Source organism: Microbacterium aquimaris (assembly GCF_039531285.1).
Classification (GTDB): Bacteria; Actinomycetota; Actinomycetes; order Actinomycetales; family Microbacteriaceae; genus Microbacterium; species Microbacterium aquimaris.
The window spans coordinates 1,246,260-1,269,414 of the sequence record NZ_BAAAPT010000001.1; the positions used below are offsets into that span (position 1 = coordinate 1,246,260).

The following is a 23,155-nucleotide window of genomic DNA, read 5'->3' on the forward strand; positions in this document are numbered from 1 at the left end:
CCAAAACCAAATGGCATATGGTTTTCTCACTCTCACCGTCGAGCTTCCGAGAAAGGCCTCCCATGACCGACCCGAACCCGCAGAACGTCGCGGACCTCTCCCTCGAAGAGAAGGCCGCACTCACCAGCGGTGCAGACTTCTGGACCACGAAGGCCGTCGACCACGCCGGCATCCCGTCGATCATGATGACCGACGGCCCGCACGGCCTCCGCAAGCAGGCCGGCGCCAGCGACCACCTGGGCATCGCCGACAGCGTGCCCGCCACGTGCTTCCCTCCCGCGGTCGGCCTCGGCTCGTCGTGGGATGTCGAACTGGCCGAACGCGTCGGCGAGGCACTCGGTGTCGAGTCGGCGATCGAAGACGTCGCCGTCATCCTCGGACCCGGCATCAACATCAAGCGCTCGCCGCTGTGCGGCCGCAACTTCGAGTACGTCTCCGAAGACCCGATCGTCTCGGGAGAGATCGGCGCCGGACTCGTGCGCGGCATCCAGTCGAAGGGCGTCGGTTCGTCGCTGAAGCACTTCGCGGCCAACAACCAGGAGTGGGATCGCATGCGCTCCAGCTCCGACGTCGACCCGCGTCCGCTGCGGGAGATCTATCTGCGTGGATTCCAGCGGGTCGTGCAGGACGCGCAGCCGTGGACGGTGATGTGCTCCTACAACCGCATCAACGGCGTCTACGCCAGCGAGGACCCGTGGTTGCTGACGGATGTGCTGCGTGGGGAGTGGGGCTACGACGGGGTCGTCGTCTCGGATTGGGGCGCGGTCAACGACCGCGTGAAAGGACTGCCGGCAGGCCTCGACCTGGAGATGCCCTCCAGCGGCGGCCGCACCGATCGTCAGATCGTCGACGCGGTGCGCGCGGGCGACCTCGACGAGTCGGCCGTCGACATCGCCGCCGGTCGGGTGGTGGATCTGGTCCGCAAGGCGCAGCAGCGTCCCGCGATAGAGGGCCCGTTGGATGTCGAGGCGCACCACGCCCTCGCCCGTGAGGCTGCGGGGCGGGCGATCGTGCTGCTGAAGAACGACGGCGGTGTCCTGCCGCTCGCACCCTCCGCGCGGATCGCGGTCATCGGCGCCTTCGCCGAGACGCCCCGCTACCAGGGCGCCGGGTCGAGCAACATCAACCCCACTCGCCTGGACAGCGCGTTGGACGGGATCCGCGAGTACGCCGACGGCGACGTCGCCTACGCCGCCGGGTTCACCCTCGACGGCTCGGGCGATGTGGATGCGCTACGGGCCGAGGCCGTCGAGGCCGCCCGGAGCGCCGAGGTGGCCGTGGTCTTCCTGGGCCTCCCCGCCGCCGACGAATCGGAAGGGTATGACCGCGAGCACATCGACCTGCCCGCCGCACAGCTGGCGCTGCTCGATGAGGTCGTCGCCGCCAACCCCGACACCGTCGTCGTGCTCTCCAACGGAAGCGTCGTCGCGCTGCCGTTCGCCGAGAAGGTGCCCGCCATCGTCGAAGGATGGCTGCTCGGTCAGGCCGGCGGATCGGCGACCGCGGACGTGCTCTACGGCGCGGTGAACCCCTCGGGAAAGCTCACCGAAACGATCCCGGTGCGTCTCGAGGACAACTCCGCCTACGGCACGTTCCCGGGCGAATTCGGTCACGTGCGCTACGGGGAAGGCGTCCTCGTCGGGTACCGCTGGTACGACGCGAAGAAGCTCGAGGTCGCCTACCCGTTCGGGCACGGACTGTCCTACACGACGTTCTCCTACGGCACCGCGACCGCATCCGTCACCGAGTCCGGTGACATCCGTGTCGGCGTCCCGATCACCAACACCGGCGACCGGGACGGCCGGGAGGTCGTGCAGGTCTACACCTCCCTGCCCGGCTCCGCCGTCCAGCGCGCACCTCGCGAGTTGAAGGCGTTCGCCTCGATCGCCGTGGCGGCCGGAGAGACCGTCACCGCCGAACTGACCGTGCGTCGCGAGGACCTCGCCTACTGGGACGTCCGTGTCGACGAGTGGATCGTCGAGTCGGGTGCGTACACGGTCGAGGTCGCCGCATCCAGCCGTGACATCCGCTCCACCGTGACGGTCGACGTCGCCGGCGACCCGCTGGTGCTCCCGTTGTCGATGAACTCGTCGGTCGGTGAGGTCATGGCACACCCGGTGGCCGGACCCATCGTGCAGCAGGCGCTCGCCGGCCTCCTGGGGGACGGTGCCGGGATCATGGCCAGCGACGAGGGCATGCAGAAGATGATGGCCTCGTTCCCGATCGGTCGTCTCGCCGGATTCCCCGGCCTTCCGGTGACCTACGAGCAGGTCGAGGAGCTCATCGGCTCCGCCGGCTGACCGGCATCGGGTGCGAGGCGGGCGGGGGGCACGCGTCGCACCCGATGTCTCAGGCGTATGTGGAAGACAGCAGGGTGTCGTAGAGGGAGATCTCATACGTCTGCTGTGCTGACATGCGTGCGGCGAGTCGACGGACCTCCTCCAGACCCGCCATCTCGACGGCCGCGTCCGCCATGTGCACACCACCCACGTGATGTGCGCGCATGAGCGTGAGGAACAGGCGCCCTTTCTCGGTCCCCTCCGCGACGGCCAGCTCCTGCATCTGCGCGTCACTCGCCAGCCCCGGCATGTCCGCTGCGGGCATGGCCATGCCCATCCACCCCATGACCTCCGTCGGCGGCGCCGTGCTCCGCCCCCAGGCCGCGAGCCACGCGTGCATCGTGCCCCGTTCGTAGGACTGGTTCTGCAGCAGCTCCGCCGCCGCGTTCTGGACCGACCCGCCCGTGTCACTGCCCAGCACCCGCTGGCACATCGCGAGCGCCTGCTCGTGATGGAGTGACATGTCCGTGCAGAAGCCGATGTCGGCCTCCGTCGGCGCGTCGACGGCCGGGTCGTCGGTCTCGGCCCCGCCGGTACAGGCGGCCAGTCCCAGCCCGATCACGCCGAGGGCGGAGGTGGCCAGGAACCGGCGTCGGCTGTCGTTCCCCGCCCGTGTCACGGAGCGCCTCCGCCGGGCAGTGCGCCCTCCGCGACCTCCCCGTGATAGCAGCCGATCATGTACGGGAACGTCGCCGTCGTGTAGTAGCGGTACTGGCCGTCCGCATCGACGCGGCCATTGCACTCGTCGAGGTCTCCGGAACCTTCCACGTAGCTGTGCGCGGCCCACGTGTCGGTCGCGAAGGCGCTCTCGTCGGTCAGTTCCCAACTGCTGGTCAGCTGTGTCATCTCCTCGCACGCGTCGTCGGCGCACACCAGGCCCGACATGATCGGGTAGCCGTCCGCGGCCCAGCCCACGAGTACGGCCTCGCCCGATGTCACGACGTCGGCCGAGTACAGGCAGTCGACCCCCTCAGCCCATCCGAACAGGTGCATGTGGAAATCGACCGGTCCGTTGTGGCTTCCGCACTCCGAGAGGGCGCCCTCGAGCGACAGGACGTCGCCGCCGGTGCCCTCGGTCGGACCGTAGATCGGCACGCCGTCGACGGCGACCGCGATCGCCCCCAGTCGCGGAACGTCGCCCGGATCGGGGTCGGCCGCCTCGACGGGGGAGGCGGGGAGGGTGAAGGTCTGGACGACCTCGTTCGGCTCACCGGGTGTCGTGGCGACGTACACGTAGTCCGGGATCGAGTTGGTCACCACCACGATCGACTCCCCCTCGCACGTGGCCTCGAGCGAGGGGTCCGGCAGGTCGGGGTTGGCGGACACGACGGAGCGGAAGGTCGATGCGGTCGCGTCACAGTCGCCGGTGGTCGGGCCGAGCGCCGCGCTGCCGGTCGTCGTGGTCGTGCCGGGGGTCGCGGAGACCTCGGCCTCCGGTGTGACGGAAGACGATGCGGAGGTGGGTTCTTCCGCCGTGCAGGCGGCGAGCATCCCGGCCACCACGACCGTGGTGGCGGCGAGGACCGCGCCGCGTGCGCGGACTCGGGGCGAAACAGAGGAGAAGGGGGACATGGCCGGGTACCTTACTCCGTCGAGCTATGTCGAGATCAGCGTCACAGGCGGGACGCGGCGATGCCCACGACATAGATCGCGCATGCCGCGCCCACCGTCACCAGAGCGCCGAGCAGCAGCAGGAGCGCCGCCGCGTCGGTGGGCAGCTCGCCGTCGGTGCTCAACGCACGATGCGCACGGCGATACCGGTGCCCGGCGGCGACGTACGCGCCCGTGGCCATGGCCATCCCGACGACACCGAAGACCACCGCGGCCAGCCCGAGCACCTCCGCGGCGAATCGGACGGAAACGAGGCTGGCCACCGCCAACGCCAGGCACGTTCGGCGCCACGACAGCAGGGTGCGTTCGGGTTGGAGGCCCGGATCGAACGGGCGGTCGGTCACCGCAGCTCCAGCACGAACCCGACCAGGACGAGACCGACCGCGACGACGACCCCGACGACGATGACCAGCGCGGTCGCCGGCGCCGGAAGCGCGCTGCTGCGTCGTAGGGCCCGCTCGGTGCGCACCCAACTGAGCCACGCATGCACGGCGGCGAGCAGGCCGAGCAGCACGAAGATCAGGGCGGCTGCCAGACGGAAGCCGGTGTTCTCGGGAAGCTCCAACGCTTCGAGGGCGACACCGGCCGCCATGAGGGCGAGCGCCGTGCGCACCCACGCCAGGAAGGTGCGTTCGTTGGCGAGGCTGAAGCGCGGGTCCGGCTCATCGCCCAGGCGGTACACCGAGGCCGGGAAACGTCGGGGGGTCTCGCTCACGCCGCTCTCCTCGTCCGCGTCGGTGACGACCCCAGGCTACCCCCGTCGGTCGGCGGGGTCGGACCGGTCGCTCACTCGGCGAGGAACGCCGAGAGGGCCTCGTTCACCTGCTCGGCGTGGGTCCACAGCAGGCCGTGCGGCGCACCGTCGAGTTCGACGTAGGTCGCCGCCGGCAGCAGGGCGCGAAGGCGCCGGGCCGAGGCGTCGATCGGCACGACGCCGTCGGCGGTCCCGTGCACGATGAGGCAGGGCATGCCGCTGGCGGAGACCTGCGCGATGTCGTCGCGGAAGTCGGTCGGCCAGGTGAGGGTCGCGTCGGCGATCGCGGCGTTGCCCGCGAGCGCGGCGACCTGCACGTTCGCGTCGACGGCATCCTGCGAGATGCGTCGGTCGAGGTTCTCCTCGAGGTTGTAGAAGCCGTCGAAGAACCCGCGGATGAACGCGTAGCGGTCATCACGCACCTGAGCGTGGAGGTCGTCGAAGAACCCCTGCGGTCCGGCGCCGTCGGGATTGTCGTCGGTCTTCAGGAGGAAGGGCAGGATGCCGCCGAGGAAGCCCGCCTTCGCCACGCGCCCGGAGCCGTACCGGCCCACGTAGCGGGCGATCTCGCCGGTGCCCATCGAGAACCCCAGCAGGATCGCATCCCGCAGGTCCAGCTCCTCCATCAAGACGTGGAGGTCGGCGGCGTAGGTGTCGTAGTCGGCGCCGGAGGCGGTCTTGGTGGATGCGCCGAAACCACGCCGATCGTAGGCGATGACGCGGTATCCGGCATCCAACAGGGGGTACTGCTGGCGTGCCCACGACTCGCCGTTCAGCGGATAGCCGTGGATGAGCACGACGGGTGTTCCGTCGCGCGGCCCATGGTCGGTGTAGAAGAGCTCGATGTCGCCGGAGTTTTCGGTACCGACGGTGATGTGCGCCACGTGGTCGTCCTTCGCGGTTCGCTCCCGGTGGGCCGGGAGGGTCGGCAGATCCGACCCGGTGGCGACGCTACGGATTTGCGGCCCCGACCGCCAGGGCTTGACCCTTCGCCCCGTGTGCGTCGACGGTCCGGGTCGGTGCCGTCCTCCCGAACGTCGCCGGGCCTCGGGTTCGCCGTCCGACTCAGGCGTCGCGGCCGGCGCCGGAGGCCGCGGTGACGGGGAACACGTGCGGCTCGGCGAATCCGCGCCCCGCGAACGCGCGACGCACCCCGTCGGCGACCGCCGTGACCTGATCGCGCGAGACGAGGGCGATCGCCGCGCCGCCGAATCCACCGCCGGTCATGCGCGCCCCGATCGCCCCGGCGGCGAGAGCCGCCTCCACTGCGGTGTCCAGCTCGGGGACGGAGATCTCGAAGTCGTCGCGCATCGAGGCATGGGAGGCGACGAGCAGGTCGCCGATGGCCGTGGGGCCGGTGCCCCGTAGCACCGCGACGGTGTCGAGCACGCGCTGGTTCTCGGTCACGATGTGTCGCACGCGACGGAAGGTCACCTCGTCGACCAGGTCGGCAAGCCGCGGCAGATCATCGACCGACACGTCGCGCAGCGCGCCGACACCCATGGCCGCCGCGCCGCGCTCACAGGCGGCGCGGCGCTCGCCGTATCCACCGGTCGCATGCGAGTGCTTCACGCCGGTGTCCATGACCACCAGCGCGAGATCGGCGGCGTCGAAGCCGAGATCCACGACCTCGGTGTCGAGGGTGCGGCAGTCCAGGAAGATGGCCGCGTCGGTCTCGCCGAGCATCGAGGCCATCTGGTCCATGATCCCGGTCGGCGCACCGACGGCCTCGTTCTCGGCGGTGCGGCCCGCCCGGGCGAGGGCGACCCGATCCAGGCCGAGGCCCCACGTGTCGGCGAGGGCGCTCGCGGTCGCCCCCTCGATCGCGGCCGATGACGACAGCCCCGCGCCGACCGGCACATCCGACGAGAACGCCAGGTCGGCCCCGGAGACGTCGGCCACGGCGGTTCCGGATGCGCCCAGCAGAGCCCAGGCGACCCCCAGCGGGTACCGGGCCCACTCCGGAACCTCGTCGCGGCGGTCGGGGAACAGAGCGTCCAGTTCGGCGAGGGGAACCTCCACCGGAACCGGATCGAAGGTCGAGACCACGCGCAGCACGCCGTCGCGGCGCGGGGCGAGGGCGACGTGCGTGCGGAACGGGATCGCGAAAGGCAACACGAAGCCGTCGTTGTAGTCGGTGTGCTCGCCGATCAGGTTCACCCGACCCGGAGCCGACCACATGCCCGCAGGCTCCGTGCCGGTCAGTTCCACGAACAGGTCGCGCGCCCCGCGGGCGGCGGGTGCGGGGGTGGGTGAGGTCACAGGGACACCTCCGGAATGGATGCGACGGCCGCGCGGAGGCGGTCGGCGGCGGTCTCGGGCGGGATGTCGCCGATCCAGGCGCCCATGGCGGCCTCGGACCCCGCGAGGTACTTCAGCTTGTCGGCGGCACGACGAGGCGAGGTGAGCTGCAGGTGCAGGCGTACGCTGTCGCGGCCGACGGCGACAGGGGCTTGGTGCCACGCCGCGATGTACGGGGTGGGGGTGTCGTAGAGTGCGTCGACACCGCGCAGCAGGCGGAGGTAGACCGTCGCGAGTTCGTCGCGCTCGGCACCCGTCAACTCGGTGAAGTCGGCGACGTGCCGGCGTGGAGCGAGGTGCAGCTCGATCGGCCACCGGGCGGCGAAGGGCACATACGCCAGCCAGTGCTCGGCGTCGAGCACGACGCGCGGGCCGGCGGCCTCGAAGTCCAGGATGCGGGCGAACAGGTCATCGCCCTCGCGCGCGATCGAACGCAGCAGTGATTGCGTGCGCGGCGTGATGTAGGGGTAGGAGTAGATCTGACCGTGCGGGTGGCGCAGCGTCACCCCGATCTCTTCGCCGCGGTTCTCGAACGGGAACACCTGCGCGATGCCGGGTAGCGCCGACAACGCCGCCGTGCGATCGGCCCACGCCTCGATGACGGTGCGGGCGCGGGTGCGGCTCTGCGTGCCGAACGACCCTTCGTGCGCGGGGCTGAAACACACGACCTCGCACCGGCCGACCGACGTGCGGGTACGGCCGAGGCCGGGGGAGTCGAGGTCGTCGAGATCCCGCGGTGCATCGTCGGCGGCGGGGGCGTCGTCGGTGGCCCGGGCCAGGGCCGGTCCGAACGAGGGGGACTTGTTCTCGAACACCACGACGTCGTAGAGCGAGGGCACCTCGGACGGGTTGGTCGGCGTCTGCGGCGCGAGCGGGTCGAGGTGGGCCGGCGGCAGGAAGGCGCGGTTCTGACGGGCCGCGGCGATCGAGACCCAGTCGCCGGTGAGGACGTCGCGCCGCATCGTGGCCGTCGCGGGGCGTGCATCCAGCGTGCGGGCGTCGATCGCGCGTTCGGTCGGGAGGGTGGTGTCGGGGTCGTCGAAGTAGATCAGGTCGCGTCCGTCGGCGAGGCGCGTGGCGCGTTTGACGACGCCTCCGGAGAGCTCGGCGGTGAAGAACTCAGGTGTGTTCACGTCAACACGGTACCTGCAAAGGTGTGTTAGCGTCAACACACCTGAGATAGTGCCGCCGCCGGCCGGGCATCGACCCGGTGGCGTGGTGGCAGGACGTGCGGCGGAAGGGGATACGTGGTGGGTCGGACAGCGTGGCCGGGTGCGGGGCGCCGCGTCTCCATGGCCGATGTCGCGGCGCGCGCCGGGGTGTCCGGGCAGACCGTTTCGCGTGTCGTCAACGGCAGCCCTCGCGTCGATCCCGCCACACGCTCGCGCGTGGAAGCGGCGATGTCGGAACTCGGCTACCGCCCCCACCGCGCTGCGCGCACGCTCCGCACCGGTCGGAGCCAGACCATCGGTCTCGTCGTGTCGACCCTCGCCACGGTCGGCAACTCCCGGATGCTGCAGGCGGTGTCGGACGCGGCCGCGGCCCGAGGGCTCGCGCTCGTCGTGGTCACCGTGGGTGCCGGTGTCGAGGACGGTGTGGCGGGCGCCTTCGAGCGACTCGAAGACCAGGGCGTGGACGGGGCGATCGTGTTGAACGAGGCGACACCGCTCGCCCGAGCGGTCACCCCGCCGGCGGGGCTCCGGCTCGTGGTCGTCGACGCTCCGGCGCGGCACCGCGGCGCATCCGCGGACGGCTCGCGCGCGGGCGCCGCGCCCGGGTCGGGTGAAACGCGCGGGATCGACACCGTGCAGACGATCGACACCGTGCCGATGATCGACTCGATCGACATGGTCAGCACCGTCCAGACCGATCATGCCGCGGGCGCCAGGATCGCGACGGAGCATTTGATCTCCCTCGGCCACTCGCGCATCCGGCATCTGGCGGGGCCGGCGGGCTCGTTCGCCGCTGCCGAGCGGGAACGCGGTTGGCGGGCGGCCCTGGTGGCTGCGGGTTTGGAGGCCGTCGAGCCGGTTCGTGGGGCCTGGACCTCGACCACCGGATACCGCGCGGCCGCCGAGATCGACGACGAAGCGACGGCGGTGTTCTGTGCGAACGACCAGATGGCGCTGGGGATTCTGCGCGGGCTGGGGGAGCGCGGGGTGGACGTGCCCGGACGCATCAGCGTCGTCGGCTTCGACGATGTGGCCGACGCGGGCGACTACCGGCCGCCGCTGACCACCGTCCGGCAGGACTTCGACGCGCTCGGCGAAGCGGCCGTCGCGGCCCTCGCCGACGGCGCCGACGGCGTGGCCGCCGTCATCCCGACCCGGCTGATCGAGCGGAAGAGTACTGCCTCCCCGCGGTGATCGCCCTTCCGGAGGGGGTCGGTGGGATGGCCGGTTCCTGGCGGGTTCTCGCGGAGGGCGTGCAGCGGGGCGGGTGTGACGTGCCACGCGTGGGAGTTGCTCATCATAGGGTCGAACCCGGGCCCCGGGGTGCTCGGCCTCTGCTGACGAGGGCGGAGCCTCGCATCCGGCACCCGGATGGAATACGCTTTCCCACCAGGGGGGGGAACGCGAGCCTCAACAGGCTCCGCCGAAGATCAAGGAGCGGGCGATGAGCAAACCAGACGACTGCGGCGACGTGGGCACCGTCGTGCTCGCCGTCGATTCCTTCAAGGGGTCCATCGCGGCCGACGCGGCGGCCGACGCGGTTGCTGCGGGGTGGTCGGCGGCACGTCCCGGCGACGTGATCGTGCGCCGACCCATGGCCGACGGTGGGGAGGGGACGATCGCGGCGTTCGCGGCGGCGGTCCCCGGTGCTCGTCTCGTGCCCGTGACCGTCGACGGGCCGGATGGGGAGCCCGTCTCGGCGCATTGGCTGCATCTTCCCCCCACGCCCGAGACTCCGGAGGGGACGGGCGTCGTCGAGCTCGCCGGTACCTCCGGCATCGAACTGTTGGGGGCGCCCCCGCGCTTGCGCCCCTTCGACGCCGACACCCGCGGGTTCGGGCAGGCGATCTCGGCGGCACTCGTCCACGGCGTGTCGCGCCTGGTGCTGGGGATCGGCTCGAGCGCATCGACCGACGCGGGGATCGGGATGCTCACCGCGCTCGGTGCGAGGGTGCTCGACGCCGGCGGCGCCCCGGTCGCACCCGGGGCCCGAGGCCTCGCCGAGGTCGCGGAGATCGATCTGAGCGACCTGGTCCCGCTTCCGCCGGGCGGGGTACGCGTGCTCAGCGACGTCACCAACCCGCTGACCGGTCCGCGGGGGGCCGCGGCGGTGTTCGGACCGCAGAAAGGTCTGACGGCGATCGACATCCCGCCTGTCGATGCGGCACTGGCGCGCGTGGCGGAACTCCTGGGTTGCGACCCCGAGGCGCCGGGTTCGGGTGCGGCCGGTGGCACCGGCTACGCGCTCCGGGTGTGGGGCGGCGATCTCGTGGCGGGCGCCGGCGAGGTCGCCGAGCTCATCGGTCTCGCCGACGCCATCGCACGGGCCGAGGTGGTCGTGACGGGGGAGGGGTCCTTCGACGGGCAGTCGGCCCACGGCAAGGTGCCCTCGCTCGTGCGGCACCTCGCCACCGCCGCGGGGGTGCCGACGATGCTCGTCGCCGGGCGCATCGCACCCGATGCCGACACGACCGCTTTCGCCGCGTCGGTGTCGTTGACCGACCTGGCCGGATCGCCCGAGGCGGCGATGGCCGAACCCGCGACGTGGCTCATCCGCGCCGGCGCCGCCCTCGCCGCTTCCCGCTGACCGCCGCGATCCGCCGACCCCCGAATCGTCCCTATATCGTCAAGCCCTCCCGTTGCGGGGGATGAGACGGGGTGGGATGGGCGCGAAAGCGGCGGCTCGGCGGCTCGGCGGCGCTGCCCGGTGCGCGGTCAGCCCCGGGGTGGGGTGCTGCCGCGGACGACGGGCTCCACGGGGAGGGCGGGCTGCGCAGGGTCCCAGTCGTCGTCGATCGTGGCGTGCAGTGCCCGGTAGCCCAGCTCGTCGAGCGGGACGTGCGCGGTCGTCAGACCGGGGCGGATGTCGCGCCCGGTGGCGATGTCGTCGAATCCGGCGACGGCGATGTCGGTGCCGACCTCGCGCCCCGCGTCGCGGACGGCCGACATCACGCCGATCGCGACGACGTCGCTGATACCGAAGATCACCGTTCCGGTCGGGACCTCGCCTGCCAGGAGTGTCTCGGCGGCGTCATAGCCTGCGTCGCGGGTGAAGCCGCACCGCACGACGTCGCGGATGCGCCCGCCGTCGGCGGTGAAGCCCCGCGTGAAGCCGTCGATGCGGTCATCGGAGGTCTGGATCCCCTCGCGTGCCCCGATGATGATCGCCTCGTCGTACCCGAGGTCGCGCAGGCGTGTGGCGAGGGCCCTTGCGCCACCGGCGTTGTCGACGGCGATCGAGCGGATGCCTGCGGGCGCCGGGCCGAGCATGACGACCTGACCGCCCATGCTCTGGAAGGCCTCCAACTCGGGGTCGAGGCCGACCGCGTCGGGGCCCGTGGTCCGGGATGCGGCGAGGATGAGGCCGCGCGGGCGCTGGCCGCGGAGGGCCCGGACGAGCGACACCTCGCGTTGCGGGTCACGCTCGGTGATGGCGATGGTCACCACGAGGCCCGCTTCGTCGGCGCCGCGTGCGACGCCGGAGGCGAGCTGGCCGAAGTACGGGTCGGCGATGTCGGCGACCAGGAGCGCGACGACGGCGGAGGTGCCGCGGGCGGTCGCCTGGGCGGAGAGGTTGGCCGTGTACCCGAGCTGGGCGGCGGCGGCTTCGACCTTGACGCGATAGCTGTCGGCGACCTTGCGGGTCGATCCGTTCAGCACACGGGACGCGGTCGCGAGCGACACCCCCGCCTCCCGTGCCACATCGTGGAGAGTGGCCGCGCTGCGGGAGGACGAGGGTGTTCGGGTCACGTCCGTGATTCTAGGGCTTCACCCGGTGCGGGTCAGGCGGGCAGGTGCGGGGAGATGGCGGCGGTGAACGCCGCGGATGTGCGCCGGACCGCTTCGTGCGGGTCGGTGGCCCACACGTCGGCGTTGAAGATCTCCACCTCGATGTCGCCGGTGTATCCGGCGTCGACGATGGCGCGGGTCATCGGCCCGAAGTCGATGACTCCCTCTCCCGGGTAGTGCCTACTGAGGAGCACGTCGGCAGGCAGTGGTGTCTTCCAGTCGCACACCTGGTAGGTGGCGATGCGCCCCTCGCGCCCGGCGCGTTCGATCTGTGGCAGGACCTCCGGGTCCCACCAGATGTGGAAGGTGTCGACCGTGACACCGACGACGGACGGGTCGAAGTCGTGCGCGATCTCGAGCGCCTGTCCGAGGGTCGAGACGACGCATCGGTCGGATGCGTACATCGGATGCAGGGGTTCGATCGCGAGGGTGACCCCGGCCCCGGCGGCGTACGGGGCCAGTTCGCCGATGGCGTCGCGGACGCGTTCGCGGGCGCCGATGACGTCGCGCGAGCCGTCGGGGAGGCCGCCGGCGACGAGGACGAGGATCGCGGTGGATCCGTCGGCTCCGGCGGCGGCGAGGGTCGCCGCCTCGTCGATGGCGACCTTGTTGTCGTCGATGGACGCCCGTCGCGCCGGGCCCTCCGGCATCGTGAAGAAGCCCGAGCGGCAGTGGGTGGTGAACCGCAGGCCGGAGTCGGCGAGCATCGTCGCGGCGGTCGCGAGACCGACCTCCTGCACGGGCTCGCGCCACAGACCGATCGCGGGGACCCCCGCGGCAGAGGTGGCCGCCAGCGCGGTCGCGAGGTCGGCGTGCTTGATCGTCCCCTGGTTGATCGACAGGCGACGGTCGACGCTCACGAGATCACCCCGGGGACATCGAGGCCGTTCAGGCGCAGCATCCCGTGCCAGCGGATCGCGGCCAGCTCGGGCCGCTCGAGGGCACCGGAGGCGTTGGCCAGCTCGACGATGCGCGACAGGTGGGGCAGGCTGCGCGCCGAGTGCAAGCCACCGACCATCTGGAAGGCCGGCTGATGGCCGTTCAACCAGGACAGGAAGGCGACGCCGGTCTTGTAGTAGAAGGTGGGGGCGGCGAACACCTGTCGGCTGAGCTCTTCGGTGGGCTCGAGGATCTCGAGGTATCGGCTGCTGTCTCCCGCGTCGAGCGCCTGGATCGCGGCCGAGGCGACCGGGGTGATCGCGGCGAAGGCGCCGAGCAGGGCGTCGGAGTGCTGTCGGGGCGAGGAGGGGTCGCGCTCGGGCTGGCGTGCGTCCGGCACGTCGGCACCTCCGATGAGGCCGACGTAGTTGAAGTCGTCGCCCGTGAACATCCTGACGCCCTCCGGCAGGCGCTCGCGCACCGAGACCTCGGAGGCGGCGTCGAGGAGGCTCATCTTCACGCCGGCGACCTTGTCGGCGTTCTCACCGATGATCTGCAGCAGCACCTCGGACGCCTCGCGCCAGTCCCGCGAACCGAAGTATCCCGCGAGGGTCGGGTCGAACGCCGTGCCCAGCCAGTGCAGGACGACGGGGCCCTGCGCGGAGCCGAGCACCTCGCGGTAGACACGCCGGTAGTCCTCGGCCGAGGACGCGGCTCGTGCCAGGTGGCGCGAGGCCATCAGGACCGGCCCCGCGCACTGCTCCTCGGTGAAGGCCAGTTGCGATCGATAGGCGTCGATGACCTGGTCGAGGGAGATGTGCTCGTCCTCGAGGTGGTCGGTGTTGACGCCGACGACGACCGAGCCGCCTTCTTCGCGTGCCGTCTGGGCGGTGCGGGAGATCAGTTCGCGCACCGCGGCGGCGTCCAGTCCCATGTTCCGCTGCGCGGTGTCCATGGCGTCGGCGACGCCGAGCCCCCAGGAGTAGACCGCGCGGCGGAAGGCGAGGGTCGCATCCCAGTCGATCTCGGCCGGTCGGCCGGGGGTGTTGTCCGCGGCGACCTTCGGGACCACGTGTGCGGCGGCATAGGCGACGCGGCTGCGCAGAGGTGCGGTGGGCTTGGTGAATCCGGATGCCTCGCGCAGGGCGACCTGGGAGGTCTCCCCGGCGGGGTCGAGCAGGGTGAGGTGGGGCATGCGGGTCAGTCCAGGCTCAGGGTGGGCAGCTCGACCTTGCGGCCTTCGCGGCTGGATTCCAGACCCGCCTCGGCCAGAAGTACGCCGCGGGCGCCGGAGAGCAGATCGAATTCGTAGTCGGTGCCCTCGACGTAGGAGGTGAGGAACTCCTCCCACTGCTGGCGGAAGCCGTTCTGGAAGACGTCGTTGGTCGGGACCTCCGCCCAGTCGGCGTCGTAGTCGTGGTCGTCGGCCAGGTCGGGGTTCCAGACTGGCTTCGGAGTCGCGTTGCGGTGCTGGATCTTCGCACCGAACAGCCCGACGACGGCCGAACCGTGGGTGCCGTCGACGTGGAACTCGACGAGCTCGTCCCGGTTGACCCGCACCGTCCAGGAGGAGTTGATCTGGGCGACGATGTCGCCGTCGAGCTCGAAGATCCCGTAGGCGGCATCCTCGGCGGTCGCCGTGTAGTGCTCGCCGTTCTCGTCCCAGCGGTCGGCGATGTGCACCGCCGCCTGGGCGTAGACGCTCTTGACCTCGCCGAACAGGTTCTCCATGACGTAGTTCCAGTGCGGGAACATGTCGACGATGATGCCGCCGCCGTCTTCGGCGCGGTAGTTCCAGCTGGGGCGCTGCGCGGGCTGCCAATCGCCTTCGAAGACCCAGTATCCGAACTCGCCGCGCACCGACAGGATGCGGCCGAAGAAGCCGGAGTCGATGAGGCGCTTGAGTTTCTGCAGACCCGGGAGGTATAGCTTGTCGTGCACGACGCCGGTCTTCACACCGGCCTCGCGGGCGAGTTTGGCGAGCTCGAGGGCTTCTGCGGCCGTCTCTGCGGTCGGCTTCTCGGTGTAGATCGTCTTGCCGGCCGCGATCGCCTTGCGAAGGGCTGCCGAGCGGGCCTTGGTGACGAGGAAGTCGGCGTAGATCTCCCACCGCGGGTCGGCGAGCGCGGCGTCGAGGTCGGTGGTGTAGTCCTCGATGTCGTGCTTGGCGGCGAGGTCGGCGAGCTTCGCCTCGCTGCGGCCGACCAGCAGAGGCTTGACGGTGACCTTCGTGCCGTCGGGTAGGACGATGCCGCCCTGGTCGCGGATCGCGAGGATCGAGCGCACGAGGTGCTGGCGGTAACCCATGCGTCCGGAGACGCCGTTCATGATGATGCCGATCTCGCGGACGGCGGGGCGGGCCGTGGCGTCGGCCGGGGCGATCGTGGTGTCGGTCATTCGGTCCTTCTCTCGTGGATCCCGTCGACGACGCGGTCGCGGGGAAGTCGGGGACCCCGGATGGGGTAAACGCTTTCCACAGTGTGCCATGGCACCGCGCCGCCGCGCAAGCGCTTTCCCGTCCGCGTCCTCGCTGGGCACGACGAAGGGGCGCCCGGCGGATCGCCGGACGCCCCTGGACCAGGACTTCTTAGAAGTCGAAGTCGCCGATGTTCTCGGCGTCGAAGACGTACGGGTCTCCGAGGAGGACGACGCCGTCGGCGCCGACCTCGTAAGTGCCGAGCTTGCCGGCCTCGAACGAGTCACCCTCGGCGCCCTCGATCGCACCCGTGGCCAGCGCGTCGGCGGCGAAGGCGGCGAGGTAGCCGAGGTCGGCCGGGTTCCACAGGGCGAAAGCCTCGACGGTGCCGTCTTCGACGTACTCGCGCATCTGGTTCGGCGTACCGAGGCCCGTCAGCGCGACCTCACCCTTGTACTCCGACGTCGACAGGTAGCGCGCCGCGGCGGCGATGCCGACCGTGGTCGGCGAGACGATCCCCTTGAGGTCAGGGTAGGTCTGCAGGAGGGCAGCGGTCTTGTCGAACGAGGTCTGGTCGTCGTCGTCACCGTACGCGACCTCGACGAGCTCGACGTCCGGGTGGTTCGCTGCCAGCTCCTCCTCCATCATCTCGATCCAGGCGTTCTGGTTCGTGGCGTTGGCCGAGGCAGACAGGACGGCGATCTGGCCCTCGTCGCCGATCTGTTCGGTGATCAGATCGACCTGCACCTGGGCGATGCCTTCTGCGGTGGCCTGGTTGATGAACAGGTCGCGGCACTCGGGGTTGGTGTCGGAATCGAAGGTGACGATCTTCACGCCGGCGCTGCTGGCCTCGTCGAGCGCGTCGCAGATGGCTTCGGGGTCGTTCGCCGACACGACGAGCGCGTCTGCGCCCTGCTGTGCGGCGGTCTGGATGTAGGTGACCTGGGAGGTCGGGGTCGCCTCGCTCGGTCCGACTTCTTCGAACACTCCGCCGAATTCGTCGACGGCCTCTTCGGCGCCGGCGCTGGAGGTGTCGAAGTACGGGTTGCCGAGGTTCTTGGGCAGCATCGTGATGGTGACGGCCTCGCCGTCGCCGCCCGCGTCCCCGCCCGAGTCGCTCGAGCCGGAGCATCCGGTGAGGACGAGTGCCGCGGTGGCGGCGACGGCGGCGATGCCGACGCCGAAGCGACGGTTCCTGGTGTTGAACATCGTTGTTTCCTTCCCTTGGTGTGTGGTCTGTGAATGCAGGCGGGCAGATCAGGCGTCGGAGGCGCCCGAGCGGCCCTTCTTCTTCCCGACGGCGGACACACGCTTGGTGCGCACCCATGCGAGGAAGCTGGCGGACACCACCGAGAGGACCAGCAGGATCCCGGTGATGACGTTGATGATGTCGCTGGTGACGCCGGCCAATCGGAGGGCGCTGGAAAGCGTCCCGATCAGCAGCACACCGGCGATGACGCCGTGCAGCGCGCCACGGCCTCCGAAGATCGACACCCCGCCCAGCAGGACGGCGGCGATGATCTGCAGTTCCATGCCGGTGGCGTTGTCGCCGCGCGCGTTGTTGTACAGCAGCGTGAAGTAGATGCCGGCGAAGCCCGAGACGGCACCGCTCATGACGAACAGCCAGAACTTGGTCAGGCCGACGTCGATCCCTGAGAAGCTCGCGGCCTCCTTGTTCAGGCCGATCGCGTAGAGCGAGCGTCCGAAGGGGGTGAAGTGCAGCAGAACGGCGAAGACGACGGCCAGCACGATGAACGGGATGATGATCATCGGCACCGGCGTTCCCGGCACGTTGGCGCGGGCCAGGTCGGTCCAGAAGTCCGGGAAGTCGCTGATCGCCGTTGTGCCGAGCAGCCCGACCGCGATCCCGCGGAACAGCGCGAGCGTGCCGATCGTGACGGCCAGCGACGGGAGCCCGACGAAGGTCACGAGGGCACCGTTGATCGCACCGGCGACGACGCCGACGACGATCGCCGCCAGTCCGGCGGCGGGCAGCCCCCATCCGGCCTGGACGCCGAGTCCGGTGACGACCGAGGACAGCCCGACGATGCTGGCCACCGACAGGTCGATCTCCTCGGTGATGATGATCAACGTCATCGGCAGGGCGATCAGCAGGATCGGGGCGAGTTCGCGGATGAGGTAGGTGATCGTCAGCGGACTGTCGAAGTTCGGCACGACCACGGTCGCGACGACGATCACCAGGGCGAGGAGCCCGATGATGGCGGCTTCGCGGTTGATCAGCACCCGGCGCCACAGCGCGTGGTGGTGGTTGCGGTACCGGCGCTCGGTGCGAGCGGTGAGGATGGCCGAGGTCATGATTGCTCCTCCCTCGCGGCGATGAGTCGTCGATGTTGTCTCACGGCGAGCACCCGGTCCAGCACGATGGCGCCGATGATGAGAATGCCGACCACCGCGCGCTGCCAGAAGTCCTCGATGCCGATGATCGGGAGGGCGCGGTTGATGGTCAGGAGCAGGTACGCGCCGATGGCCGCACCCCAGACGGTGCCCACGCCGCCGGAGATGGCGACTCCGCCGATCACGGCGGCGCCGATGGCCTGCAGCTCCCAGCCGTATCCGGCGTTGGAGCTGACGGTGCCGTAGCGGGCCGCGTACAGCACGCCGGCGAGTCCGGCGAGCGCCCCGCAGACGATGAACGCACCGAGCACGCGGCTGGTGACCCGCAGACCGTACAGGTGGGCGGCCGCGGGGTCGGAGCCGATGGCGTACAGCTCGCGGCCGCTGCGGAGGTTTCGCAGGTACCACGCGGCGACGACGAGCACGACGACGGCGAGGATGGTCAACAGCGGGATCCCCAGGACGTCTCCGGTGCCGAGGCCTCGGAAGTCGGCGGGCATGTCGGAGGCGTTGATGCGGTCGCTTCCGGCCCATGCGACGTTGATGCCGCGGTAGATATAGAGCGTGCCGAGGGTGATCACCAGCGCCGGGACCTTCGCGAAGGCGACCAGGGCGCCGTTGATGAGCCCGAGGACGGCGCCCAGGCCGATGCCGGCGACGAACACGAGCACCGGGGGGATCCCGGGGAAGTCGATGAACAGGCGACCGGTGAGGTAGGCGGTGAGGCCCACGGTCGACCCGACCGAGAGGTCGACGTTGCGGGTGATGATCACGATCGCCTGGCCGACGGCGACGACCATCAGGAGCGAGGGCGTGAGGAGCAGGTCGCGGAATCCGTCGCCGGAGAACAGGAACGCGGGATTCACGGCGGTCGCGGCGACCACGACGAGCACGAGAGCGATCGCGATGCCCGTCTCTCGCGCTTTCAGGACATGCCCGGTCGCCGAGACCAGCGGGTGCTGCTTCGGCGCGGCTTCGGTCGTGAGCGTCATCGCACGGCCTCCTCTTCCGCCGTGGCGGCGTACATCACGTTCTCGGGGGTGGCTTCGGAGCGCTCGAACTCTCCGGTGAGGTGGCCTTCGCGCATGACGAGCACGCGGTCGGCCATGCCGAGTACTTCGGGCAGCTCGGAGGAGATCATGAGGATCGCCATGCCGTCGCCGGCCAGCTGCGAGATGAGCCGGTGGACCTCGGACTTGGTACCGACGTCGATGCCGCGCGTCGGTTCGTCGACGATGAGCACCTTGGGGTGGGTGGCCAGCCACTTGCCCAGCACGACCTTCTGCTGATTGCCGCCGGAGAGGGTGCCGGTCTCGGCGTCCAGAGCGGCGGTCTTCACTTCGAGTCGGCTCGCCCAGGTCTGGGCGGCGGCGTTCTCGAGGCCACCCCAGATGAGGCCCCATTTGGCCAGTCGTGAGCGGATCGCGAGGGTGATGTTCCGTGTGACGGACTGGTCGAGCACGAGGCCCTGCTTGCGTCGGTCCTCGGGGACGAGGGCGATGCCCTGCGCCATCGCCCTGCGGGGGTTGTTCTTCGCCAGCGGTGCGCCCTCGATGGTGACCGAGCCCGACTCGTACGGGTCGACTCCGAACACGGCCCGTGCGACCTCACTCCGGCCGGCGCCGACGAGTCCGGCGAGGCCGACGATCTCCCCCGAACGTACGGTGAAACTGATGTCGTGGAAGACGCCCTTCTGCGTGAGGCCCTCGACGACGAGGACGTCTTCACCGATCTCGGTCGGCATCTTCGGGAACAGTTCGGTGACGTCGCGTCCGACCATCTGGCGGACGAGCTCGTCCACGGTGGTTTCGTCGATCGACATGGTGTCCACGTAGGCGCCGTCGCGCATGACGGTGACCGTGTCGCACAGGTCGAACACCTCATCGAAGCGATGCGAGATGAACACCAGCGCGCGGCCTTCGTCGCGCAGGCTCCTCGCCACCGCGAACAGACGCTCGACTTCGACGCCGGAGAGGGCGGCGGTCGGCTCGTCCATGATGAGCACGCGGGCATCCAGCGAGATGGCCTTGGCGATCTCGATGATCTGCTGATCGGCGATCGAGAGGCCCTCGGTCAGGCGGTCGGGGTCGATCCGCACGCCGAGGCGCTCGAAGATCTCGGTGGCCTCCGTGCGCATCGCCTTGCGGTCGATGCGCCCGACGCGGTTGGTCGGCTGGCGGCCCATGAAGATGTTCTCGGTGACCGACAGATCCGGGAAAAGGGTGGGCTCCTGGTAGATCACCGCGATGCCGGCGGCCTTGGACTGTGCCGTGCTGGTGAAGTCGACCGGTTCTCCGTCGAGGCGGAACTCACCGGCGTCCCGACGGTAGAGGCCGGCGATGATCTTGACCATCGTCGACTTGCCCGCGCCGTTCTCGCCGATGAGGGCGTGGATCGAGCCCTTCTCGAGGCGGATGCTGCCGGAGCGCAGGGCCACGACGGCACCGAAGGACTTCACCACCCGCGAGAGTTCGAGCGCGGGGGCGGCTTGGTGCGGCGACGTGTTCGTCACGGTGCCTCCTCCTTGAGGGTGAACCTGTTTGCTGTGTTCCTGAACTCCATGAATCGATTCAGGAGAACTTCAGGCATACTCTATGGAGCGCACCTGTGCAGGTCAAGTCCGGTGCGCGACTGGTGCCCGATCGAAGAGGAGACAGCGCCGACATGCCGAATGTGAGCATCCGCGACGTCGCGCGGCGGGCAGGGGTGTCCGTGGGGACTGTCTCGAATGTCCTGAACCGCCCCGATGAGGTGTCGGCGGACTCGGTGACGCGGGTGCAGCAGGCGATCGACGATCTCGGCTACGTCCGCAACGAGGCCGCGCGCAAGCTCCGTGCCGGTGTCAGCGCGACCGTCGGCTTCGTCGTGCTGAACGGTCAGAATCCGTTTTTCAACGACGTCGTCCGCGGGGCCGAAGACGAAGCGACCGCACGCGGGATCGCGATCCTGTACGGGAACACCGACGAGGACCGGACCCGCGAGAACATGTACGTCGACCTGTTCGAGGAACATCAGGTCCGAGGCCTTCTGATCGCCCCGTTCGGCGATGTCAACAACCGTCTCTCCCGCCTGAAGCACCGCGGCATCCCCGCGGTGCTTGTGGACCGCTACAGCGGGGAGAACCGCTTCAGCTCGGTCTCGGTCGACAACATCACCGGGGGACGGATGGCTGTCCAGCACCTCATCGACACCGGGCGGACGCGTATCGCGTTCGTCGGCGGCCCGTTCGAGATGCGGCAGATGACCGACCGTCTGGCCGGGGCACGCGTCGCCGTCGAGGAATCCGCAGGGATCGGTCTCGAGGTCGTCGCGACCTCTGCCATGAGTGTGGAGGAGGGGATCGCCGCGGGCGCCCGGCTGATGGCGCGCCCCGCCCGAGAGAGACCGGACGCGCTGTTCGCCGGCAACGACCTCATCGCGTTGGGACTGCTTCAACAACTCGTCGTCGACGGGCGGATGCTCGTGCCCGACGAGATCGCCATCATCGGTTTCGACGACATCTCGTTCGCCTCTGCCGCGGCTGTGCCGCTGTCGTCCATGCGTCAGCCGAGCACCACGATCGGCAAGACCGCCCTCCGCATCCTTCTCGAGGAGGCCGGCGACACCGACACGATCCCACGCCAGACCGTGTTCCAGCCCGAGCTGGTCGTGCGGCAATCCACCCAGCCGGCCCGTTGAGTCGACGTCGGCACGTCAGTCCGTCAGTCGGTCGTGCCGGCCTGGGTCGAATGCAGGTACGCGTAGCGCCCTGAACGGGCGAGCAGGTCGCGGTGCGAACCTTGTTCGACGATCTCGCCCTGTTCGAGGACGACGATGTCATCCGCGCGTCGGATCGTCGACAGCCGGTGGGCGACGACCAGCGTCGTCCGCCCTTCCATCAATCGGTCCAGCGCTTTCTTGACGAGTTCCTCGGATTCGGGGTCGAGGGCGCTGGTCGCTTCATCGAGGAGAAGGATGCGCGGGTCGCGAACGAGGGCCCGGGCGATGGCGAGTCGTTGACGCTGACCGCCTGACAGGCGCGCCCCGCGTTCCCCGACGAGCGTGTGCCACCCTTCCGGCAGGCGATCGACGAACTCCGTCGCGTTCGCATCGTGGAGTGCGGCGCGAAGGCGGTCGTCGTCGACGTCGTCGAGCCCATAGGCGATGTTCTCGCGGATGCTCCCCTCGAACAGCACCGATTCCTGCGGCACCACCGAGATCCACTGACGCACGGTCCGAAGGTCGAGATCCTGCATGTCGTGGCCGTCGATCAGGATGCGTCCGGAGATCGGCCGGACGAACCCCAGCACGAGGTTGAGCATGGTGGACTTGCCCGACCCGGAGGATCCGACGAACGCCACGGTGCGGCCGGCGGGGATATCGAGCGTGACGTCGTGGATCGCGTCGCGTTCCGCGTCGGCGTAGCGGTGCGAGACGTGATCGAGCAGGAGGTGGCCGGTGATGCTGTCGACATGGCGCTTCCCTTCGTTCTGCTCGAGGTCGGGCTCCTGAAGGACCTCGGAGATCGAGCGCATCGATTCCAGTCCGCGGGCGGCGACGGGGATGAGTACCAACAGCTGGGTGAGTCCCTGGGTCAGCAACGTGAAATAGGTCGACAGCAGCACGACCTCGCCGGGCGTGATCGGCAGGATTCCCGACAGGGCGAACAGCGCCGCCAAGACGAGGCAGCTCAGGCCGAGCATCTGCATGGTGACCCAGCTGAGTGCGGAGACGTGGCCGTTCAAGACGTCCAGACTCAACCCGGCGCGCCGGACCCCGTCGGCTTGGTGGGCCACCCGGGTGGCGGCGGTGCGCTCCAGTCCGTGCGCACGGGTCACCGGGATCAGCGAAGCCATCTCCCCGACGCGTGCGGCGAAGGACTCCACCTCCCGTCGGAAGGTCTCGTTGCGCGTGCGTGACCGCTTTGCGAGGGCCCAGCGCAGGAGCAGCGCGATCGGGACCACCAACGCGTACACGGGGAGGAACCAGGGCACGGCGATGGCGGTCATCGACGTCGCGCCGATGAGGACGATGACCGACGACAGCAGAGGCTGCGTGACCTGCTGCAGCATGATCTCGATGTTCTCCACGTCGCGGACCACCTTGGTCTGCACGATCGAGGCGCTCACGCGGGTGTGGTAACCGATGGTCAGGCTCTGTAGGCGGTCGGTGAGGGCGTTGCGCAGATCGGCGCCGGTGTCGCGCACGACCGTCATGAAGTTGCGGGTGTAGACGACGTTCATCGGATAGTTCTGCACGACGAGGACCGCGGCGATGCCGAACCAGACGAGGACTTCTGTGGTCGATCCGTCGTCGGAGACGAGATCGATGATGCGCGCGGTCACGACCGGCAGGAACCACAGCGGGATGTCCTTCATGACGAACGCGCTGATCGCCACGGCGAGGCGACCGGGTCGGCGGCGCAGGAGTCGGAGGACGGATCGGACCGGACGGGGCCCATCGATCACGCGCAATGTTCCGGTAAGCGCTTTCTCACCCATCCGCACATCCTATGCGCAATCCCTTCCGCTGCGCCCCGCGCAGCTTCCCGCTGCGCGAG

The 23,155-nt window shown here is 69.9% G+C and carries 20 protein-coding genes; 4 read left to right on the forward strand and 16 right to left on the reverse strand.

Annotation, left to right across the window (positions count from 1 at the left end):
- Positions 1–62: 62 nt before the first annotated feature.
- On the forward strand, positions 63–2,300 hold the full coding sequence (locus ABD204_RS05810) for a beta-glucosidase (protein WP_194423713.1): 2,238 nt from the start codon (positions 63–65) through the stop codon (positions 2,298–2,300).
- A 49-nt stretch (positions 2,301–2,349) separates the two neighbouring features.
- Here ABD204_RS05810 and ABD204_RS05815 read toward each other — a convergent pair whose 3' ends face one another.
- The 7 genes from ABD204_RS05815 to galT form a co-directional block, all read right to left on the reverse strand.
- The gene (locus ABD204_RS05815; protein ID WP_194423714.1) at positions 2,350–2,958 is read right to left on the reverse strand and encodes a DUF305 domain-containing protein; all 609 of its coding nucleotides are present in this window, start codon (positions 2,956–2,958) and stop codon (positions 2,350–2,352) included.
- Positions 2,955–3,911, reverse strand: a complete 957-nt coding sequence (locus ABD204_RS05820) for a YHYH protein (RefSeq protein ID WP_194423715.1) — start codon at positions 3,909–3,911, stop codon at positions 2,955–2,957. The genes ABD204_RS05815 and ABD204_RS05820 overlap by 4 nt, the downstream gene beginning before the upstream one ends.
- A 41-nt stretch (positions 3,912–3,952) precedes the next feature.
- Complete coding sequence (locus ABD204_RS05825; protein ID WP_194423716.1) at positions 3,953–4,294, reverse strand: DUF202 domain-containing protein; 342 nt, start codon at positions 4,292–4,294, stop codon at positions 3,953–3,955.
- Entirely contained in the window at positions 4,291–4,665 is a 375-nt protein-coding gene (locus tag ABD204_RS05830) for a YidH family protein (protein ID WP_194423717.1), read from the reverse strand. The genes ABD204_RS05825 and ABD204_RS05830 overlap by 4 nt, the downstream gene beginning before the upstream one ends.
- A 71-nt stretch (positions 4,666–4,736) precedes the next feature.
- Positions 4,737–5,588 (reverse strand): alpha/beta fold hydrolase, encoded by an 852-nt coding sequence (locus tag ABD204_RS05835; RefSeq protein WP_194423718.1) that lies wholly within the window; start codon positions 5,586–5,588, stop codon positions 4,737–4,739.
- A 181-nt stretch (positions 5,589–5,769) separates the two neighbouring features.
- Positions 5,770–6,966: a galactokinase gene (gene galK, locus ABD204_RS05840; protein ID WP_322597521.1), complete on the reverse strand. Its 1,197-nt coding sequence runs from the start codon at positions 6,964–6,966 to the stop codon at positions 5,770–5,772.
- A complete protein-coding gene (gene galT / locus ABD204_RS05845; protein ID WP_194423719.1) occupies positions 6,963–8,138 on the reverse strand; it encodes a galactose-1-phosphate uridylyltransferase in 1,176 nt (391 codons plus the stop codon). Before galT ends, galK begins: the two co-directional genes overlap by 4 nt.
- Before the next feature lie 159 nt (positions 8,139–8,297).
- Between galT and ABD204_RS05850 the strand changes: the two genes are divergently transcribed.
- Complete coding sequence (locus tag ABD204_RS05850; protein ID WP_194424251.1) at positions 8,298–9,371, forward strand: LacI family DNA-binding transcriptional regulator; 1,074 nt, start codon at positions 8,298–8,300, stop codon at positions 9,369–9,371.
- Between the two features lie 250 nt (positions 9,372–9,621).
- A complete protein-coding gene (locus tag ABD204_RS05855) occupies positions 9,622–10,764 on the forward strand; it encodes a glycerate kinase (protein WP_206697143.1) in 1,143 nt (380 codons plus the stop codon).
- A gap of 128 nt (positions 10,765–10,892) precedes the next feature.
- Here the strand turns inward: ABD204_RS05855 and ABD204_RS05860 are convergent, their stop codons facing one another.
- The 8 genes from ABD204_RS05860 to ABD204_RS05895 form a co-directional block, all read right to left on the reverse strand.
- Positions 10,893–11,927 carry a LacI family DNA-binding transcriptional regulator gene (locus tag ABD204_RS05860; RefSeq protein WP_194423720.1) on the reverse strand — a complete coding sequence of 345 codons (1,035 nt, stop codon included), beginning with the start codon at positions 11,925–11,927 and terminating at the stop codon, positions 10,893–10,895.
- A gap of 32 nt (positions 11,928–11,959) precedes the next feature.
- Positions 11,960–12,826, reverse strand: coding sequence for a sugar phosphate isomerase/epimerase family protein (locus tag ABD204_RS05865; protein WP_194423721.1), 867 nt, complete (start codon positions 12,824–12,826; stop codon positions 11,960–11,962).
- Positions 12,823–14,040: a dihydrodipicolinate synthase family protein gene (locus tag ABD204_RS05870; protein ID WP_194423722.1), complete on the reverse strand. Its 1,218-nt coding sequence runs from the start codon at positions 14,038–14,040 to the stop codon at positions 12,823–12,825. The genes ABD204_RS05865 and ABD204_RS05870 overlap by 4 nt, the downstream gene beginning before the upstream one ends.
- A gap of 5 nt (positions 14,041–14,045) precedes the next feature.
- Entirely contained in the window at positions 14,046–15,242 is a 1,197-nt protein-coding gene (locus ABD204_RS05875; RefSeq protein ID WP_194423723.1) for a Gfo/Idh/MocA family protein, read from the reverse strand.
- A 190-nt stretch (positions 15,243–15,432) separates the two neighbouring features.
- A complete protein-coding gene (gene rhaS, locus ABD204_RS05880) occupies positions 15,433–16,470 on the reverse strand; it encodes a rhamnose ABC transporter substrate-binding protein (protein ID WP_194423724.1) in 1,038 nt (345 codons plus the stop codon).
- Between the two features lie 48 nt (positions 16,471–16,518).
- On the reverse strand, positions 16,519–17,577 hold the full coding sequence (locus tag ABD204_RS05885; RefSeq protein WP_194423725.1) for an ABC transporter permease: 1,059 nt from the start codon (positions 17,575–17,577) through the stop codon (positions 16,519–16,521).
- Positions 17,574–18,608: an ABC transporter permease gene (locus ABD204_RS05890; RefSeq protein ID WP_194423726.1), complete on the reverse strand. Its 1,035-nt coding sequence runs from the start codon at positions 18,606–18,608 to the stop codon at positions 17,574–17,576. Before ABD204_RS05890 ends, ABD204_RS05885 begins: the two co-directional genes overlap by 4 nt.
- Positions 18,605–20,128: a sugar ABC transporter ATP-binding protein gene (locus ABD204_RS05895; protein ID WP_194423727.1), complete on the reverse strand. Its 1,524-nt coding sequence runs from the start codon at positions 20,126–20,128 to the stop codon at positions 18,605–18,607. The genes ABD204_RS05890 and ABD204_RS05895 overlap by 4 nt, the downstream gene beginning before the upstream one ends.
- Before the next feature lie 152 nt (positions 20,129–20,280).
- On the opposite strand from ABD204_RS05895, the gene ABD204_RS05900 reads away from it, so the two are divergent.
- Complete coding sequence (locus ABD204_RS05900) at positions 20,281–21,294, forward strand: LacI family DNA-binding transcriptional regulator (RefSeq protein ID WP_194423728.1); 1,014 nt, start codon at positions 20,281–20,283, stop codon at positions 21,292–21,294.
- Positions 21,295–21,317: 23 nt separating this feature from the next.
- Here ABD204_RS05900 and ABD204_RS05905 read toward each other — a convergent pair whose 3' ends face one another.
- Complete coding sequence (locus tag ABD204_RS05905; RefSeq protein ID WP_194423729.1) at positions 21,318–23,096, reverse strand: ABC transporter ATP-binding protein; 1,779 nt, start codon at positions 23,094–23,096, stop codon at positions 21,318–21,320.
- Positions 23,097–23,155: the final 59 nt, after the last annotated feature.